The sequence below is a fragment of the Rhodococcus sp. IEGM 1351 genome, assembly GCF_030056875.1.
GTDB classification, from domain to species: Bacteria; Actinomycetota; Actinomycetes; order Mycobacteriales; family Mycobacteriaceae; genus Rhodococcus_F; species Rhodococcus_F opacus.
Window position 1 is genome coordinate 78,186 of sequence record NZ_JASHKU010000020.1, and the last position, 17,707, is coordinate 95,892.

The window sequence follows — 17,707 nt, forward strand, 5'->3', positions numbered from 1 at the left end:
GTCCATGCGACGCGCCCCTTCAGCTGCAGCATTGAGCTCATGATGACAGCGGTGCCGAGACTTTCCCGAAAGGCACGCCGTATCAGGGCAGAGCGCTCGTGAATGGCCAGTCACACGTGCACGACGACCGACCCCTCGCGAACCGAGGCGGCGTAGGTGCGGACCGAGCCCACACCCTCGGATGCGCAGGCGCCCGTGTCGAAGGCGAACGCGTACTGGTGGAGCGGGCACGTCACGCCGGCGGCGTCGATCTGTCCGTCGGCGAGGGGGCCGCCCTTGTGCGGGCACACCGCATCCATCGCCCGAACGGTGCCGTCCGACAACAGGAACACGGCCACCTGACGGTTCTGCACGACGTACATCCGGCCTTCGCCCGGCGTCAGGTCGCTGACCGGCCCCACCGCGACCTCGGAAGGCCCCTCGACCAGGGCGGTCATCGGACCGGCACCTGGGGAAGCGGCAGCAGCGGGAGCGACGGAGCGAACTGTGCGGGCGATTTCGGCGCGCTGCGCTCCTTCCAGGGATCCCGGTAGCCGTCCACCGCCGTCTGGATCCGCTCGTCCAATCCCGTCATGATGTCCTCCTCGTCTCGGACCAGTAGCGCCTGAAGATGTTCGAGTCCCATCCGCGGCACGAAGTCGTACGTGCGCTCGAGCCATTTCGCGTTCTCGCGGTAGTACTGGATGAACCGTCCGCCGAGTTCCACTACGGCGTCCGGTGATTCGACCGTGGCCAGCAGATCGCCCTTGCGGATGTGCGCTCCGGCGGCGCCGCCGACGTAGATTTCCCACCGGCCGTCGCCGACCGCGACCACACCGAAGTCCTTGCACAGGGCCTCCGAGCAGTTGCGTGGGCACCCGGCGACCGCGAGTTTCAGTTTCGCGGGCGTCTCCAGGCCCTGGAACCGCTCCTCGAGCGCGATGCCGAGGCTGGTCGAATCGCCGAGACCGTAGCGGCAGAAATCGGCTCCGACGCACGTCTTCACCGTGCGCATGCTCTTGCCGTAGGCGAACCCGGACGGCATGTCGAGGTCACCCCACACCTTGGGTAGATCCTCCTTCTTGATGCCGAGCAGGTCGATGCGCTGCCCGCCGGTGACCTTCACGAGCGGCACGCCGTACTTGTCGGCAACGTCGGCGATCTTGCGGAGTTGCTCCGGCGTGGTGACGCCGCCCTTCATCTGCGGGACCACCGAGAACGTGCCGTCGCGCTGGATGTTGGCGTGCACGCGGTCGTTGATGAACAGCGCGCCGCGCTCGTCCACCCAGTCGGGTCCCCAGATGGTGCGGAGCAGCGAGGCCAGGGGCATCTTCGCGGACGCGTCCTCCTTCGCGTCCGTCGCGAGCTCGGCGAACACCTGGGACACGGCGCGGAGATCGCGTTCCCGGATGGTCGCGATGAGTTCGGGCTTCGTCATCGGGATGCAGGGCACATACCAGTCTGCGGAGGGGTCGGCCTCGAGTTCGCCGCCCGCGGCGCAGGCCACGATGTCGGCGACGAGACCCTTGCACGAGCCGCAGCCCTTGCCTGCCCGGGTCTGGGCGCAGACGTCGGTGAGTGTCTTGGCACCGGAATGGACGCACGCCACCAGATCGCCCTTGCTCACACCGTTGCAGTTGCACACCTGCAGGTCGTCGGGGAGATCGGCGACACTCGTCGCGGCGCTCGGGGCTCCGACGTCGAAGAGCATGCTGATCCGCTCCTCGGGCAGCGGCACTTTGCCGTCGAACGCCTGCGTGAGGAAACCGGCCTTGCTGATGTCGCCCATCAGGGTGGCGCCGATCAGCTTGCCGTCTCGGACTACGAGGCTCTTGTACGTGCCGCTGCGCGGTTCGTAGTACTGGACGAACTCGTCGTCCGCCGTCTCCGGTCCCTTGACGCCCATCGCGGCCACGTCGACGCCGGCGACCTTCAGTTTGGTGGTGGTGCGCGAACCGATGTACGCCGCTTCGGGATTGGAGCCGGTGAGGACTTCGGCGAGGATGACCGACTGCTCCCACACCGGGGCGACGAGGCCGTAGGTCTCCCCACGGTGCTGTGCGCACTCGCCGACGGCGTACACGGAACCCTCGTCCTCGCAGCGCATCTGGTCGTCCACCACGACGCCGCGTTCGACCACGAGCCCGGCGGCCCGCGCGAGTTCGGTGTTGGGCCGGATTCCGGCGGTGACGACGACCATGTCGGCGTCCAGGGTGGAGCCGTCGACGAACGACACCCCGGTCACGAGGCCCGCGTCGTCGCGCAGCACGGCGGTGGTCCGCATCGAGGTGTGGACGCCGACACCGAGTTTCTCGATCTCGGCGCGCAGGACACTGCCGCCGCGTTCGTCGAGCTGCTGGTTCATCAGGTGCCCGGGGGAGTGCACCACGTTGACGGTGAGACCCTGAGTGCGCAGCCCGTACGCGGCTTCCAGGCCGAGCAGACCGCCGCCGATCACCACCGCGGACACGTCGTCGCGGGCCTGCGCCATCTGCAGCATGCCGTTGGTGTCGGCGATGTTCCGGAAGCCGAACACCCCGCGGGCCAGGCGCCCGTCGTGCTCGCGCAGTCCGTCCATGTTGGGGAAGAACGTGTTGCTTCCCGTGGCGATGATGAGGACGTCGTAATCGACGACGCGGCCGCTCTCACACGTGACGGTCTTCGCGAACCGGTCGAGTGCGACCGCGCGGTCGCCGGCGTGGAGTTTGACGCCGTTGGCGGTGTACCAGCCCATGGGATTGAGGATCAGGTCCTCGTCGTCGACGGCCGCCTCCCCGGACAGCACGTGCGAGAGCATGATCCGGTTGTAGTTGCCGTAGGGCTCGTCGCCGATCATGGTGATCTCGAAACGCTCGCCGCCGCCACGGTTCAGGATCTCCTCGACGGTGCGTGCGCCGGCCATACCGTTGCCGACGACCAGCAGCTTGCTCGAACTCGGTGTGTTGGCCATGCGTCGAGGCTCCGCCCCGGGAGTGTCGTAACGGCTGCGAGCACGTTACGTGGGAATCAGGAACACCTCACAGCCCTCCCGGAAGTCGTGTCAGGCAGGTGCGCGGTCGCGGGGCATGAGCAGCGGGGCCAGCACGGCGAGGAGCAGGGCGGGCAGCAGGAAACCGGCCGCGGGCGACACCGAATACACCGGGGTGAGGGTGATCGGGGCGAGCGCGTTGCCCATGAATCGCAGCGCCTGCACGACGGATACCGCGCCGCCCCGGTTCGGGCCCGGCGAACCCAGCACGGCGGCGTTGACCCCCACCAGGATGAACTGACCGGCGATTCCGGCCGCGAACCACGCCACGGCCGCGACCGCGAGGAGGGACACGGTCCCGGTGGCCGCGACGAGAATCGCGCCGCCGAACGCGCCGATCAGGACGGCCGCCCGGGCCCCGATCTTGTCGATGACACCGCCGACGAAGCGTGCGGTGAGGATGCCGGCGACGCCGAACCCCGTGAGCAGCAGCCCACGCTGGGTCGGGCTCAGCCCGAAGGCGTCCTCGGCGCGGAACGCGACCAGGAAGCTCAGCCCACCGAGCGCACCCCAGCCGAGGAGTGCGACCGCCCCGATTCTCAGCACCGACGGGGTGAGGGCGTCGCGCAGTCGCGGGCGCGGTGCCCCCGGCTCGGCGGGAGCACTGTCGGGAACACCGATCAGACCCAGCACCGCGGCGACGAGGGCGATGACGAGGAATGCGAGACGCCAGTCGACCTCCGCCGCGAGCCCGCCGACGAGCGGCGCGCTCGACTGTCCCGCGGCTTGGAAGGCGCCGAAGATTCCCAGTGCCCGGCCGAGATGTTTCTTCGGAGTCGAGGCGGCGAGCGCCGCCAGCAGCAGCGGCGTCGTGAACGAGTTCGAACACCCCTGGAGCACACGGGCGCCGAGAAAGAGCGGCAGCGTCGGCGCCACGAAACACGCCAGCGACGACAGCAGGTAGACGCCGTACGCGATCCGCACGGTCCGCGTCTGCCCCCACCGGGCGCCCAGCGTGCCCGATACCAGCATCAGCAACGCGAACGGCAGCAGGTACGCGGTCAGCGAGCCGGCCGCGGCGGACGCACTCACGCCGAGGTCGTCACCGATCTCGGGAAGGATCGAGGCGACGACCCCGCCGCCGAACGGACCGAGGAAACCGCCGGCGTAGAGCGCCGTGCGCTGGAGCGAGGAACGAAGCGACTCGGATGAGTTCTTCGTCACAGCCCGAAGCTGCCGGGCCCACGCCTGCGGAGATACCGCTCGAACTCGGCCGCCAGCGCGTCACCGTCGATCTTCGAGATGGCGTCGGAGATGTCGGTCTCGGCGTCGCCGCGCTCCTCGAGTGAGCGGACGTACTCGCCGATCTCCTCGTCGTCCGCGGTCATCTCGGTGACCGCTTCCTGCCAGTCGTCGGCCTGGGCCGGGAGTTCCCCGAGGGGCACCTCGATGTCCAGGACATCCTCGACGCGTTGCAGCAGCGCCACCGTGGCCTTCGGATTCGGCGGCTGGGACACATAGTGGGGCACGGCCGCCCAGAACGACACGGCAGGCACACCGGCTCGGACGCACGCGTCCTGCAGCACCCCGGTGATCCCGGTCGGCCCCTCGTAGCGGGTCTGTTCGAGCTTGAACCGCTCGGCGGCCTCGCTGCTGTACGCGCTGCCCGTCACCGGGACCGGCCGCGTGTGCGGGGTGTCCGCGAGCAGTGCCCCGAGGATCACCACGGTGTTGATCTGCAGCTGATCGATCAGCTCGAGGAGGTCCTCGCAGAAGCTGCGCCAGCGCATGTTCGGTTCGATCCCGCGCAGCAGAACCACGTCGCGGTCGCTGCCGGGAGGCGAGCACACCGACAGGCGGGTGGCGGGCCACACGATCTCCCGGGTGACACCGTCGACCTGCCGCACCGTGGGTCGATTGACCTGGTAGTCGTAGTATTCCTCGGAGTCCAGCTCGGCGAGCGGCTGGGCGTCCCAGGTCAACTCGAGGTGCTCGACGGCTCCGCTCGCGGCGTCGCCGGCGTCGTTCCAGCCCTCGAAGGCGGCGACGAGGACAGGGTCACGAAGTACGGGCACGCCACTGTCCGCCGCACCGGCATCCGCGGTGTCGGGGGTGTCGTCGGCGCGGCCCGCAGGCGTGACGGGGAACTCACTGGAACTCACCCACCCAGCCTACGGCCAGCATTGGTTCGCGCGCCCACTAGTCTGGACGGCATGTCTGCGCCATTTCACTCTGCCCTGCTCGATGCGTTGAACCAGCGCGTTGTCATCGGCGACGGAGCCATGGGCACCATGTTGCAGGCCGCGGACCTCACGCTCGACGACTTCCTCGGGCTCGAAGGCTGCAACGAAATCCTCAACGACACCCGCCCTGACGTGCTGAAAGACATCCACCGCGCGTACTTCGAGGCCGGGGCGGACGCCGTCGAGACCAACACGTTCGGGTGCAACCTACCCAACCTCGCCGATTACGACATTTCGGACCGCATCCGGGAACTGGCCGAGAAGGGCACCCGGCTGGCGCGTGACGTGGCCGACGAGATGGGGCCCGGACGCGACGGCATGGGCCGCTTCGTCCTCGGCTCGATGGGACCCGGAACCAAGCTGCCGACGCTGGGCCACGCGCCGTTCGCGGTCCTCCGCGACGCCTACGCGGAGGCTGCGATGGGCATGATCGACGGGGGAGCGGACGCGATCCTCGTCGAGACCTGCCAGGACCTGCTGCAGGTGAAGGCCGCCATCCTCGGCAGTCAGCGGGCGATGGAGACGCTGGGGTCGCGGCTGCCGATCATCACCCACGTCACGGTCGAGACCACCGGCACGATGCTCCTCGGCAGCGAGATCGGTGCCGCGCTGACCGCGCTCGAGCCGCTCGGTATCGACATGATCGGCCTCAACTGTGCGACCGGACCCGCCGAGATGAGCGAACATCTCCGCCACCTGTCCAAGTACAGCTCCCTGCCGGTGTCGGTGATGCCCAACGCCGGACTGCCGCAGCTCGGCCCGAACGGCGCCGAGTACCCGCTCACCGCGGAGGAGCTCGCCGAGGCGCTCAGCGGTTTCGTCACCGAGTTCGGTCTCGGTCTGGTCGGCGGTTGCTGCGGGACCACCCCGGAGCACATCCGGCAGGTGGCCGAAGCGGTCCGCCTGGTCGAGAAGGCCGAGCGGAACCCGGTGCACGAGTCGGGGACGTCCTCGCTGTACACGGCGGTGCCGTTCCAGCAGGACGCCAGCATCCTGATGATCGGTGAACGCACGAACACCAACGGCTCCAAGGCGTTTCGTGAGGCGATGATCGCCGAGGACTATCAGAAGTGCCTCGACATCGCGAAGGACCAGACCCGCGACGGCGCCCACATGCTCGACCTCAACGTCGACTACGTCGGACGCGACGGTGCCGTCGACATGGCCGCCCTCGCAAGCCGGTTCGCGACGTCGTCGACGCTGCCGATCATGCTCGACTCCACCGAGCCCGCGGTCCTGCAGGCCGGCCTCGAGCACCTCGGCGGCCGGTGCGCCGTGAACTCGGTCAACTACGAGGACGGCGACGGACCGGACTCGCGGTTCCAGAAGATCATGCGGCTCGTCACGGAGCACGGTGCCGCCGTCGTCGCGCTGACCATCGATGAGGAGGGCCAGGCGCGCACCGCGGAGCACAAGGTCCGCATCGCCGAGCGTCTGCTCGAAGACCTCACCGTGAACTGGGGTCTCGACGAGTCCGACATCATCATCGACGCGCTGACCTTCCCGATCTCCACCGGTCAGGAAGAGGTCCGCCGCGACGGCATCGAAACGATCGAGGCGATCCGCGAGCTGAAGAAGCGGCATCCGCGGGTGCACTTCACCCTCGGCGTGTCCAACATCTCGTTCGGTCTCAACCCGGCGGCCCGGCAGGTCCTGAACTCGGTGTTCCTGCACGAGTGCACCGAGGCCGGCCTGGACACGGCCATCGTGCACGCGTCGAAGATCCTGCCGATGGCGCGGATCCCCGACGAACAGCGGGAAACGGCTCTCGACCTGGTCTACGACCGCCGCCGTGAGGGCTACGACCCGCTGCAGAAGCTGATGGAACTGTTCGAGGGCGTCTCCGCGGCGTCGGCGCGCGAATCCCGTGCCCAGGAACTGGCGGCGCTGCCGCTGTTCGAGCGGCTGGAACGCCGCATCGTCGATGGTGAACGCAACGGCCTCGACGACGACCTCACCGCGGCGATGGAGGAGAAGCCGCCGCTCGCGATCATCAACGAGACGCTGCTGTCCGGCATGAAGACCGTCGGCGAACTCTTCGGGTCCGGGCAGATGCAGCTGCCGTTCGTGCTGCAGTCCGCCGAGGTGATGAAGGCGGCCGTGGCATACCTCGAACCGCACATGGAGGCCACCGACGAGGACGGCAAGGGCCGGATCGTCATCGCCACCGTGAAGGGCGACGTCCACGACATCGGCAAGAACCTCGTCGACATCATCCTGAGCAACAACGGGTACGACGTGGTGAACCTGGGCATCAAGCAGCCGATCGCGACGATCCTCGACGCGGCGATCGAGCAGAAGGCCGACGTCATCGGCATGTCCGGGTTGCTCGTGAAGTCGACCGTGGTGATGAAGGACAACCTGCAGGAACTCAACGCCAAGGGTGTCGCGGAGAAGTTCCCCGTCCTCCTCGGCGGTGCCGCGCTGACCCGTTCCTACGTGGAGAACGACCTGGCCGAGGTGTACGAGGGCGACGTCAGCTACGCGCGTGACGCGTTCGAGGGCCTGCACCGGATGGACGAGATCATGGCCGTCAAGCGTGGCGGCGGACCCGACCCGGACAGTCCGGAAGCGATCGCGGCCCGCGAGAAGGCGGCCGAACGGAAGGCACGGCACGAGCGGTCCAAGCGGATCGCGGAGAAGCGCAAGGCGGCCGAGACCCCGATCGAGGTGCCGGAGCGATCCGACGTGGCCACCGACATCGTCGTCCCGAGCCCGCCGTTCTGGGGCAACCGGATCGTCAAGGGCGTCTCGCTGTCGGACTACTCCGGGCTGTTGGATGAGCGCGCCCTGTTCCTCGGGCAGTGGGGTCTGCGCGGGCAGCGTTCCGGCGACGGTCCCACTTACGAGGAATTGGTGGAAACCGAGGGCCGCCCCCGCCTGCGGTACTGGCTCGACCGGCTGAGCACCGAGGGAATCCTCGCGCACGCCGCCGTCGTGTACGGCTACTTCCCCGCCGTGTCCGAGGGCGACGACGTGGTCGTGCTCACCGACCCGACACCCGACGCCGAGGAACGCTTCCGGTTCACGTTCCCGCGCCAGCACCGCGACCGCTTCCTATGCGTCGCCGACTTCGTCCGGTCCCGCACCGAGGCGAAGGAGACCGGCCAGGTCGACGTGTTCCCCATGCAGCTCGTGACCATGGGGCAGCCGATCGCGGACTTCGCGAACGAGCTGTTCGCCGCCAACGCGTACCGCGACTACCTCGAGGTGCACGGCATCGGCGTGCAGCTGACGGAATCGCTGGCCGAGTACTGGCATCAACGGGTCCGCGAGGAACTCGTGCTGCCCGGCGGTCACAACGTGGCCGAGCAGGACCCGTCCGAGGTGTCCGGATTCTTCGACCTCGCCTACCGCGGTGCCCGCTACTCCTTCGGGTACGGTGCCTGCCCCAACCTGGAGGACCGCGCGAAGATGGTCGCTCTGCTCGAACCCGAACGGATCGGTGTGAAGTTGTCCGAGGAATTGCAGTTGCATCCCGAGCAGTCCACGGATGCGTTCGTGCTGCACCACCCCGAAGCGAAGTACTTCAATGTCTGATGCATTCGACGGTCTCGCAGGTGTTCTGTGGGACATGGACGGAACGCTGCTCGATTCCGAGAAGATGTGGGACGTCGCGGTCCGCGAGTTGTCGCTGCACCTCGGCGGTCCGATGACCGAGGAAACGCGGCTGAAGACGATCGGTGCGTCGAGCGCCAACGCTCTCGGCGTCATCTTCGACGCCCTCGGGCTCGACCGGGATCCGGCGGCGCTCGCCGAGGCCAAGGAGTGGATGTTCACCCGCGTCGAGGAATTGTTCGGCGACGGGATCCCGTGGCGACCGGGCGCCCACGACGCACTGCGGACCGTCCGGGCGCACGGTCTGAGGTCGGCGCTGGTGACCAACACCGAGCGTCGGCTCACCGAGCGGGCACTCGAGACACTCGGCAGGCACCACTTCGACCACTCGGTGTGCGGCGACGAGGTGCCGGCGGGCAAACCGCATCCCGACCCGTACCTGCGGGGCGCGGAACTGCTGGGACTGGATCCGTCGCAGTGCCTGGCCATCGAGGACTCGCCCACCGGTGCGGCGTCCGCGCAGGCCGCGGGGTGCGTCGTCCTGATCGTTCCGTGCGAGATCGTGGTGGCCGACGGCCCGGGGCGGGTGTTCCGGGACAGTCTCGAGGGTCTCACCGGTTCCGACCTGGCCGAGGTGTGGGCGCAGCGGAGTGCCGTCCGTCTCTAGGTAGTCTGGTTTGCCGTGGCTGTCCCGAAAATCGTGCTGTTCTACGTGTTCACTCCGCTCGCCGACCCGGAGGCGATACGGCTGTGGCAGTACACACTCGCCGAGGCGAACAACCTGACCGGTCGGATTCTCGTCTCCGAGCACGGCATCAACGCGACGGTCGGTGGTGACATCCACGACGTCAAGCGGTACGTGAAGGGGACGCGCAGCTACGCCCCGTTCAAGGACGCCGACATCAAGTGGTCGAACGGGCTCGGTGACGACTTCCCGCGGCTGAGCGTCAAGGTGCGATCGGAGATCGTGACGTTCGGTGCGCCGGGCGAGCTGAAGGTGGATGCGGACGGTGTCGTCGGCGGTGGTACCCACCTGGCACCGGACGAGGTGCACCGCCTGGTCGAGGGTCGCGGTGACGACGTCGTCTTCTTCGACGGACGCAACGGTTTCGAGGCGGAGATCGGCCGATTCCGGGACGCCGTCGTGCCCGACGTGTCCACCACGCGCGAGTTCGTGCACGAACTCGACAGCGGCAAGTACGACCATCTGAAGGGCAAGGCCGTCGTCACCTACTGCACCGGGGGAGTGCGGTGCGAGGTCCTGTCCTCGCTGATGCGCTCGCGCGGGTTCGGCGAGGTCTATCAGCTGGACGGCGGCATCGTCCGCTACGGCGAGGCGTTCGGTGACACGGGCCTGTGGGAGGGGTCGCTGTACGTCTTCGACAAACGGATGAACATCGAGTTCAGCGATCAGGCCAAGACTCTGGGGCGCTGCAGCAAGTGCGGGGGTCCGACGTCCCGGTACGAGAATCTGCCGGACGACCGGGGCCGCGAACTGGTGCTCGTCTGCGCCGGCTGCACCGAGAATCGGGCGGGCTGAGGTGGCGGGGGCGCCCCTGCCGGTCCGCAACGGCCTCGGTCCCGACCGCATCCGGATGCCGGCAGGCGTCGGCGCGAAGACGGTCGCCGAATTCCTGGTCGAGACGTACCCGGACGAGCGCGCGCACTGGCTGTCGCTGATCGACGGCGGGGAAGTCGTCGACGAGCACGGCAGGGTGGTCGACCGCGGGACCCGTTATGCCCCGACCCGTTTCGTGTACTTCTACCGCGACCCCGCACCCGAGATCCCGGTTCCGTTCGAGATCGACGTCCTGCACCGCGACGACCACCTCGTGGTGATCGACAAACCCCATTTCCTCGCGACCATTCCGCGGGGCGCGCACATCACCGAGACGGCGGTGGTGCGGCTGCGGAGGGCGCTCGACCTGCCCGACCTCACACCGGCCCACCGGCTCGACCGGATGACGGCCGGCGTCCTGGTGTTCCTGATCAGGCCGGAAGACCGCAGACCGTATCAGGAACTGTTCGTCTCCCAGCAGGTCACCAAGGAATACGAGGCTGTCGCCGGACACGATCCGACGCTCGCGTTTCCGCGGACCATCCGCAGCCGCATCGTCAAGGAACACGGGATCATGACGGCCACGGAGGAACCGGGAGAACCGAACAGCGAGACCGTAGTCGAGCTGATCGAGACCCGAGACGGCCGCGCGCGGTACCGGCTGCTGCCGAAGACCGGCCGGACGCACCAACTGCGGTTGCACATGTCGTCGCTGGGGCTGCCGATCGAGGGCGACAACTACTACCCGGACTTCCGCCGGTCCGAGCCCGGCGACTTCTCGACGCCGCTGCGGTTGCTGGCGCGGGCCATCGAGTTCACCGACCCCCGTTCGGGCGAGGTCCGCCGGTTCGAGAGTCGCCGCACACTCGGGTGGTGACCGGTTCGGAGAGGTCCGCGGCGGCGTGAAACAATGGGTCCTCGTGAAGACCTTCGAATCCCTGTTCGCCGAGCTGACCGAGCGTGCCGCTACCCGCCCCGAGGGGTCCGGCACCGTTGCCGCCTTGGACGCCGGCGTCCATTCGCAGGGAAAGAAGATCCTCGAAGAGGCGGGTGAGGTGTGGATCGCCGCCGAGCACGAGAGCGACGAGGCACTCGCCGAGGAGATCTCTCAGCTGCTGTACTGGACGCAGGTGCTGATGGTGGGTAAGGGCCTGAAGCTCGAGGACGTCTACCGACATCTGTGATCGGTGATCGAGACTCCTCCACCCGCTCCCGAAAGGAACCCTCAGCCATGCTGCGCGTCGCAGTCCCCAACAAGGGCTCGCTGTCCGAGTCCGCCGCCGAAATCCTCAGCGAGGCCGGCTACCGCCGTCGCACCGACTCCCGTGACCTGACCGTCCTCGACCCGTCCAATCAGGTCGAGTTCTTCTTCCTGCGCCCCAAGGACATCGCGATCTACGTCGGATCCGGTGAACTCGATCTCGGCATCACCGGCCGCGACCTCGCCCGCGACTCGGGGGCCTCCGTCTCCGAACGGCTGTCGCTCGGCTTCGGCCGTTCCACGTTCCGGTACGCCGCCCCCGCGGGCAAGGACTGGTCGGTCGAGGACCTCGCCGGACTCCGGATCGCCACGTCCTACCCCAACCTGGTGCGCGACGACCTGTCCGCACGCGGCATCGACGCCTCGGTCATCCGCCTCGACGGCGCCGTGGAGATCTCGGTCCAGCTCGGCGTCGCCGACGCCATCGCCGACGTCGTCGGCTCCGGCCGCACGCTGCGCCAGCACAACCTGGTCGCGTTCGGCGACACCCTGTGCGATTCCGAAGGCGTGCTCATCGAGCGCGCCGGTTCGCCCGACGACGATTCCGCGCGCAACCAGCTGGTCGAGCGGGTGCGCGGTATCGTCTTCGCGCAGCAGAACCTGATGCTCGACTACGACTGCCCCAAGACGATCCTCGACGACGCGTTGAAGATCACCCCGGGCCTGGAGTCGCCGACACTGTCGCCGCTCGCCGACGAGAACTGGGTCGCGGTCCGGGCGATGGTGCCGATCAAGGGCCACAACGGAGTCATGGACGAACTCGCGGACCTTGGCGCCAAGGCCATCCTCGCGTCCAACATCCGGTCCTGCCGCGCACTCTGATCTCGTTCTGCCGCAACACGATCCGCGCCCGCTCCGCCCGCAACACGATCCGCGCCCGCTCCGCTCAGGGGCGGGCGCGGACCTGTACGGTCTGGGCGATCCGGCCGACGGCGCCGGTCTCGTCGTAGAGCACGCCCGCGCACATGCCCACTCCGTCGGGTCCGATGGAGGTTTCGGAGCTGACCCCCACCCAGTCGCCCTCGGGGACCCGGAAGATGTGCACGGTGAGGTCGGTGTTGAGGAACGTCCAGTCCGCCGGGTCGAGTTTCGATCCCACACCGTTCGCGATGTCCGCGATGGAGAACAGCCGCTCGAGCGGCGTCATGGTCTCGCCGAGAACCAGTGCGGGCCGCGGCTTCGCCCACAGCTTGCCCGGGCCCTCGCATCCCATCTCGGCGATCCACCGCCAGTCGAGGGTCGTCAGGTAGCCCGAATTCCAGACCTCGCCGAACTTGCCGTCCCGGCCGGTGGACCGCGGTTCGAGTGGCGGGTCGACGACGTGGACGGCGTCGCTGGTGTCGACGGTCTCCATCCGCCACGCCGAGCCCCGCGCGACGGCACGGGGCCGGTCGCCGACGGTCCACAATTCGGCGACCACCAGCTCCACCCGGCGTCCCGGTCGCTGCACCCAGGACCGGACCTCGAGTTCGGCGATCGGGATGGGACCGAGGATCTCGACCACGACCCGCGTGAGACGCACGTCGTCGCGTGGGGCGCAGCGCTCGAGTGCCCGCACGAGCAGCGCGGACGGGGGAGCGCCGTGCTGCATCGTCTCGGCCCACACACTGATCGTCAGATCCGTGCTGTCGAACCGCTCGACGGTGATCTTCTGGTCCGAGCCCACTTCCGGCGCACTCAGTGCTTCCGAACCGAGTGGTACGTAATAGGACTCGGAACTCATTCGACAATCTCCTCGAAACCCGGTGCGTCTTCTGCGGGCCCCTCCGGCCATCCCGGGTAGGGAGGCGGCGTTCCGCCGAACGAGGGGCACAGGGACTTATGATCACACCAGTCGCAGAGCCGGCTCGGCTTGGGTCGGAAATCGCCGGTGACCCCGGCCGCCAGGATGGCCTTCCAGATCGCCGACAGCGTGCGCTCGAACCGCAGCAGTTCGTCCTCGTCGGGTGCGTAGGTGAGGACCGTGCCGGACGCGAGGTACAGCAGCCGCAACTGCGCGGGGACGATGCCGCGGGTGCGCAGCAGGACCAGCGCGTAGAACTTCATCTGGAACAGTGCCTTGGACTCGGACATCTCGCGTGGTGCACGGCCGGTCTTGTAGTCGACCACCCGCACCTCCCCGGTGGGGGCGACGTCGATGCGGTCGACGAATCCGCGGAGCAGCACCCCGTCGGCGAGTTCGGTCTCGACGCGCTGTTCGCACGATTCGGCCTCGAACCGGGTGGGGTCCTCGAGCTCGTAATACGCGGTGACGAGGGACCGCGCCTCGTCGAGGAACGTGTCGCGTTGGTCCTCGGGGACCAGGTCGATCAGGTCGGGGGCTTCGGCGAGAATGCGCTCCCACGACGGGAGGACCAGATCGACAGCCTTCTGCGGAACGCGTTCGGCCGCGGGCAGCCCGAACAGGGTCTCCAGTGCGGCGTGCACGACCGTGCCCTTCACCTGCGCGCGCGACGGCGCCTCGGGGAGCCGGTCGACCGCGCGGAAACGGTAGAGGAGCGGGCACTGCTTGAAGTCGCCGGCACGGGACGGTGACAGGGCGGGGCGCCTGCGGGTGGCCGAAGTGTCGCCGGGTTGTGACGGGGAACCCTGTGTGACGGGGGCTGGCGACTCTGAGATGCTCACACCTGGCAGGGTAGGCCCCCGGTCCGACAGTCGAGTCGGGGCGCGGTGTGGGCGTCGGACGGCGCCGGACGAACAGGCTGAGGAGTCGGTGAAGATGGTGGGACGCGAAACGCGACCGAGCGGACCGTTTCGGGTGGGCGATCGCGTCCAGTTGACGGACGCCAAGGGCCGGCACTACACGGTCAACCTGGAGGCCGGCAAGGAGTTCCACACCCACCGCGGCGGCATCCTGCACGACGACCTGATCGGCACCGACGAGGGCAGCGTGGTCAAGTCGACCAACGGCACCCCGTACCTCGCGCTGCGACCGCTGCTCGTCGACTACGTCCTGTCGATGCCCCGTGGGGCGCAGGTCATCTACCCGAAGGACGCCGCGCAGATCGTCCACGAGGGTGACGTCTTCCCCGGCGCCCGCGTGCTCGAGGCCGGCGCCGGCTCGGGCGCGCTGACGTGCTCACTGCTGCGGGCGGTCGGACCGGAAGGCCGGGTCATCTCGTACGAGGTGCGCGACGACCACGCCGAACACGCGGTCCGGAACGTCGAGACGTTCTTCGGGGAACGCCCCGAGAACTGGGACCTGACCATCGCCGACGTCGCCGAGTTCGACGCCGAGGCGGCGGGCGGTCAGGTCGACCGGGTGGTCCTCGACATGCTCGCCCCCTGGGACGCGCTGCCCGCGGTGTCCAAGGCGCTGGTTCCCGGCGGTGTGCTCATCGTCTACGTCGCCACTGTGACGCAGCTCTCGAAGGTGGTCGAGGCGATGCGCGAGCAGGAGTGCTGGACCGAGCCGCGGTCCTGGGAATCGATCGTCCGCGGGTGGCACGTCGTCGGGCTCGCCGTGCGCCCGGAACACCGGATGCAGGGCCACACCGCGTTCCTGGTGAGTGCCCGGCGTCTGGCCGAGGGAACCGTCACCCCCAAGCCGCAGCGCCGGTCGGGCAAGGGCTGAGACACGCTTCGGCGGCGCCCGGACAGGACGCCGCCGAAGGAGGGAAAACTAGCAGCCGGCGCGTGCCATGCCCAGCAGGGTGCACGTGCTCTCGTCCGACACCTTCCAGGTGCCGTCGACGTTCTGCCACGTCCACGCGGTCGGAGCGGCCGTGCCGTGCGGGCTGACGATCGCGACGTTCGCCGTCGCGGTATCGCCCTCTACCTGCACATCCGTGACCGTGAAGGACACCGGGTAGTTGGCCATGGCCGCCGTCATGGCCTCGAGATTCGGGCGGCGTTCGTCGCCGTCGACGACCACGACGGTCTTCTCGTCGACCGGTCGGGCGGGGTCCACGAGGACCTGGAGCGTACCGAGCAGTTCGTCCGACGTGGGGGCGGCAGTCGCCTCGCTCGCCGCGGACGACGTGGCCGCGGACGTCGTCGCCGCGGTGTCGGACGCGTCGTCGGACGAGCAGGCCGACATCCCGAGCGCGAGGACCACCGCGCCCACGGCAACCACGGACCTACCGATGAAAGATGTTCCGTTCAGGGGCTTGCGGATTATCACGACGAACCCTTTCGTTACACAGAACAGAGAGAAACTGCTCGACAGGTAGGTAAGGCTAACATGAGAGGTTCGGTGGCCCAGGGCGTCACGTATGCCGATTCGCAATCGGCAGAATCCGTGTCACGGCGCAGAATTCGGGCAGTGCCGGTAGCGTTGATAGATCTCATTGGGAGGAGACGCACATGAGCTCGACAGAGAACCCCGATTCGGTTGCGGCCGCACGAGAGCTCGAGGCGTTGCGCGCAGAGGCGTCGGCACTGCGCAGGCAGCTCGCGGAGTCGCCGGAACAGCTTCGTGAGATGGAATCGCGAGTGGACTCGCTGTCCATCCGGAACACCAAGCTGATGGACACCCTCAAGGAGGCCCGTCAGCAGCTCATCGCCCTTCGAGAAGAAGTCGATCGCCTCGGCCAGCCGCCGAGCGGGTACGGCGTGCTGCTCGGAGTGCACGACGATCAGACCGTGGACGTGTTCACCTCCGGACGCAAGATGCGGTTGACCTGCTCCCCGAACGTCGACGCCGAGACCCTCAAGCTCGGCCAGACCGTGCGCCTCAACGAGGCGCTCACGATCGTGGAAGCGGGCAACTTCGAGCGTGTGGGTGAGATCAGCACGTTGCGCGAGGTCCTCGACGACGGTCAGCGCGCCCTCGTGGTCGGCCACGCCGACGAGGAACGGATCGTGTGGCTGGCCGAACCCCTCGCGACCGTCTTCGAGGAGAGCGAGAGGGAGTCGATCGCGTACGACGCGGAATCGCCCACCCGCAAACTTCGGCCGGGCGACTCCCTCCTCGTCGACACCAAGGCCGGGTACGCGTTCGAGCGGATCCCCAAGGCCGAGGTCGAGGATCTGGTCCTCGAAGAGGTTCCCGACGTGCACTACGACGACATCGGCGGCCTCGGACGGCAGATCGAGCAGATCCGTGACGCCGTCGAGTTGCCGTTCCTCCACAAGGACCTGTTCCACGAATACGAGCTGCGGCCACCGAAGGGTGTGCTCCTCTACGGTCCGCCCGGGTGCGGTAAGACGCTCATCGCCAAGGCGGTCGCCAACTCGCTCGCGAAGAAGATCGCGGAGGCCCGGGGTCAGGACAGCAAGGAAGCCAAGTCCTACTTCCTCAACATCAAGGGCCCCGAGCTGCTGAACAAGTTCGTCGGCGAGACCGAGCGGCACATTCGGCTGATCTTCCAGCGGGCCCGGGAGAAGGCGTCCGAGGGCACCCCGGTGATCGTGTTCTTCGACGAGATGGATTCGATCTTCCGTACCCGTGGGTCGGGTGTCTCCTCCGACGTCGAGACCACCGTCGTGCCTCAGCTGCTCAGTGAGATCGACGGCGTCGAGGGACTCGAGAACGTCATCGTGATCGGCGCGTCGAACCGCGAGGACATGATCGACCCCGCGATCCTGCGTCCCGGCCGCCTCGACGTGAAGATCAAGATCGAACGCCCCGACGCGGAGTCGGCGCAGGACATCTTCTCGAAGTACCTCGTCGAGACGCTGCCGGTGCACAGCGACGACATCGCGGAGTTCGGCGGCGACCGCACGGCCTGCATCCGGGTGATGATCGAACGGGTCGTCGACCGCATGTACGCCGAGAGCGAGGAGAACCGCTTCCTCGAGGTCACGTACGCCAACGGCGACAAGGAGGTCCTGTACTTCAAGGACTTCAATTCCGGCGCGATGATCCAGAACATCGTCGACCGCGCCAAGAAGTACGCGATCAAGTCGGTGCTCGACACCGGTGCCCCGGGCCTGCGGGTCCAGCACCTGTTCGACTCCATCGTCGACGAGTTCTCGGAGAACGAGGACCTGCCGAACACCACCAACCCCGACGACTGGGCCCGGATCTCGGGCAAGAAGGGTGAGCGGATCGTCTACATCCGCACACTGGTCACCGGTAAGAACGCGAGCGCGAGCCGCGCCATCGACACCGAATCCAACACCGGCCAGTACCTGTAAGCCGTTCGGTACCACCTGCGCGGCGGGAACTCGAACACGGTTCCCGCCGCGCAGGCGGC

At 68.0% G+C, this 17,707-nt stretch carries 15 protein-coding genes; 8 read left to right on the plus strand and 7 right to left on the minus strand.

From position 1 onward, the window contains the following. Positions 1-110: 110 nt before the first annotated feature. The 4 genes from QM806_RS29345 to QM806_RS29360 all read right to left on the minus strand — a co-directional run bounded on the left by QM806_RS29345 (position 111) and on the right by QM806_RS29360 (position 5,109). Positions 111-437 carry a Rieske 2Fe-2S domain-containing protein gene (locus tag QM806_RS29345; protein ID WP_283293714.1) on the minus strand — a complete coding sequence of 109 codons (327 nt, stop codon included), beginning with the start codon at positions 435-437 and terminating at the stop codon, positions 111-113. Next, positions 434-2,929, minus strand: a complete 2,496-nt coding sequence (gene nirB, locus QM806_RS29350) for a nitrite reductase large subunit NirB (protein WP_283293715.1) — start codon at positions 2,927-2,929, stop codon at positions 434-436. Before nirB ends, QM806_RS29345 begins: the two co-directional genes overlap by 4 nt. Positions 2,930-3,019: 90 nt before the next feature. Continuing rightward, positions 3,020-4,171, minus strand: coding sequence for an MFS transporter (locus QM806_RS29355; RefSeq protein WP_005562921.1), 1,152 nt, complete (start codon positions 4,169-4,171; stop codon positions 3,020-3,022). Beyond that, on the minus strand, positions 4,168-5,109 hold the full coding sequence (locus QM806_RS29360; RefSeq protein ID WP_005256316.1) for a PAC2 family protein: 942 nt from the start codon (positions 5,107-5,109) through the stop codon (positions 4,168-4,170). Before QM806_RS29360 ends, QM806_RS29355 begins: the two co-directional genes overlap by 4 nt. Positions 5,110-5,160: 51 nt before the next feature. Between QM806_RS29360 and metH the strand changes: the two genes are divergently transcribed. Genes metH through hisG form a run of 6 tightly spaced genes read left to right on the plus strand, consistent with a single transcriptional unit; the run spans position 5,161 to position 12,389 of the window. Continuing rightward, positions 5,161-8,730 carry a methionine synthase gene (gene metH, locus QM806_RS29365; protein WP_005562922.1) on the plus strand — a complete coding sequence of 1,190 codons (3,570 nt, stop codon included), beginning with the start codon at positions 5,161-5,163 and terminating at the stop codon, positions 8,728-8,730. Further along, positions 8,723-9,415 carry an HAD family hydrolase gene (locus QM806_RS29370; protein WP_005562923.1) on the plus strand — a complete coding sequence of 231 codons (693 nt, stop codon included), beginning with the start codon at positions 8,723-8,725 and terminating at the stop codon, positions 9,413-9,415. Before metH ends, QM806_RS29370 begins: the two co-directional genes overlap by 8 nt. 15 nt (positions 9,416-9,430) lie before the next feature. Continuing rightward, positions 9,431-10,288: an oxygen-dependent tRNA uridine(34) hydroxylase TrhO gene (gene trhO, locus QM806_RS29375; protein ID WP_007299048.1), complete on the plus strand. Its 858-nt coding sequence runs from the start codon at positions 9,431-9,433 to the stop codon at positions 10,286-10,288. Position 10,289: 1 nt separating this feature from the next. Next, positions 10,290-11,183, plus strand: a complete 894-nt coding sequence (locus tag QM806_RS29380; protein WP_005562925.1) for a pseudouridine synthase — start codon at positions 10,290-10,292, stop codon at positions 11,181-11,183. A 25-nt stretch (positions 11,184-11,208) separates the two neighbouring features. Further along, a complete protein-coding gene (locus tag QM806_RS29385) occupies positions 11,209-11,490 on the plus strand; it encodes a phosphoribosyl-ATP diphosphatase (RefSeq protein ID WP_009473527.1) in 282 nt (93 codons plus the stop codon). Between the two features lie 47 nt (positions 11,491-11,537). After that, on the plus strand, positions 11,538-12,389 hold the full coding sequence (hisG, locus tag QM806_RS29390; protein WP_283293719.1) for an ATP phosphoribosyltransferase: 852 nt from the start codon (positions 11,538-11,540) through the stop codon (positions 12,387-12,389). A 64-nt stretch (positions 12,390-12,453) separates the two neighbouring features. Here the strand turns inward: hisG and QM806_RS29395 are convergent, their stop codons facing one another. Both QM806_RS29395 and QM806_RS29400 read right to left on the minus strand, forming a co-directional pair. Continuing rightward, entirely contained in the window at positions 12,454-13,290 is an 837-nt protein-coding gene (locus QM806_RS29395; RefSeq protein WP_054246576.1) for a thioesterase family protein, read from the minus strand. Further along, on the minus strand, positions 13,287-14,192 hold the full coding sequence (locus tag QM806_RS29400) for a RecB family exonuclease (RefSeq protein WP_005573973.1): 906 nt from the start codon (positions 14,190-14,192) through the stop codon (positions 13,287-13,289). Before QM806_RS29400 ends, QM806_RS29395 begins: the two co-directional genes overlap by 4 nt. Before the next feature lie 94 nt (positions 14,193-14,286). On the opposite strand from QM806_RS29400, the gene QM806_RS29405 reads away from it, so the two are divergent. After that, a complete protein-coding gene (locus tag QM806_RS29405; RefSeq protein WP_043793627.1) occupies positions 14,287-15,141 on the plus strand; it encodes a tRNA (adenine-N1)-methyltransferase in 855 nt (284 codons plus the stop codon). Positions 15,142-15,189: 48 nt separating this feature from the next. On the opposite strand, the gene QM806_RS29410 is transcribed toward QM806_RS29405, so the two are convergent. Next, a complete protein-coding gene (locus tag QM806_RS29410) occupies positions 15,190-15,690 on the minus strand; it encodes a WKL family lipoprotein (protein ID WP_043793623.1) in 501 nt (166 codons plus the stop codon). A 182-nt stretch (positions 15,691-15,872) separates the two neighbouring features. On the opposite strand from QM806_RS29410, the gene arc reads away from it, so the two are divergent. After that, the gene (arc, locus tag QM806_RS29415) at positions 15,873-17,648 is read left to right on the plus strand and encodes a proteasome ATPase (RefSeq protein ID WP_005256296.1); all 1,776 of its coding nucleotides are present in this window, start codon (positions 15,873-15,875) and stop codon (positions 17,646-17,648) included. Positions 17,649-17,707 lie beyond the last annotated feature (59 nt).